Origin of the sequence: Halomonas sp. 3A7M (assembly GCF_014897875.1) — a bacterium.
Taxonomy (GTDB): Bacteria; Pseudomonadota; Gammaproteobacteria; order Pseudomonadales; family Halomonadaceae; genus Vreelandella.
Map to the genome: position 1 here is coordinate 1 of NZ_JABUZD010000161.1, position 803 is coordinate 803.

Sequence of the window (803 nt, forward strand, 5' to 3'; positions counted from 1 at the left end):
TTATCCACATCGGTGCCTTTCACCAGCGCCACGTGGTAAGAAAGTAACTGTAGCGCTACCACGTGTAAGACGGGCGACAGCAAACCATAGTGCTCTGGCATCACGAGTACATTCACACCATCACTCGGTTTCACGGCACTGTCACCATCGGCAAACACATACAGCTGGCCGCCACGGGCGCTGACTTCCTGCATATTGGCTTTGAGCTTTTCGAGCAGCTCATCATTAGGGGCCACTACTACCACCGGCATATCCGCATCCACCAGCGCTAACGGCCCATGCTTTAGCTCCCCTGCGGGGTAGGCTTCTGCATGAATATAGGAGATTTCTTTTAGCTTCAGCGCACCTTCCAACGCAATGGGGAAATGGCGGCCACGGCCTAAGAACAAGGCATGCTGCTTATTGGCAAATTGCTGCGCCCACGCCTTAATGCTTGGCTCTAACGCCAGCACTTTTTCAACCGCAATGGGTAAGTGGCGTAGTTCATCTAAATAAGTTTTTTCATCAGTGTCAGCTAACCGCTGTTTTGCTTTGGCTAACAACAGCGTCAGCAAAAATAGCGCGCTCAGCTGAGTGGTAAACGCTTTGGTAGACGCCACGCCAATTTCCGGCCCAGCACGGGTAATAAAGCGCAGCAGGGTTTCACGCACAATGGCAGATTCAGGCACGTTACAAATCGCCAGCGTATGGGCATGCCCCATAGATTTCGCGTGCTGTAACGCAGCCAACGTATCCGCTGTTTCACCGGACTGGGAAATAACCACCACCAACTGGTTAGGGTTCGCCACGCTAACGCGGTACCG

At 52.9% G+C, this 803-nt stretch carries 1 protein-coding gene; it reads right to left on the reverse strand.

What is annotated here, in order from left to right:
- Positions 1 to 803, reverse strand: an 803-nt coding sequence (locus tag INT19_RS19890) for an SIS domain-containing protein (protein ID WP_193061206.1), incomplete at both ends; no start/stop codon positions are given.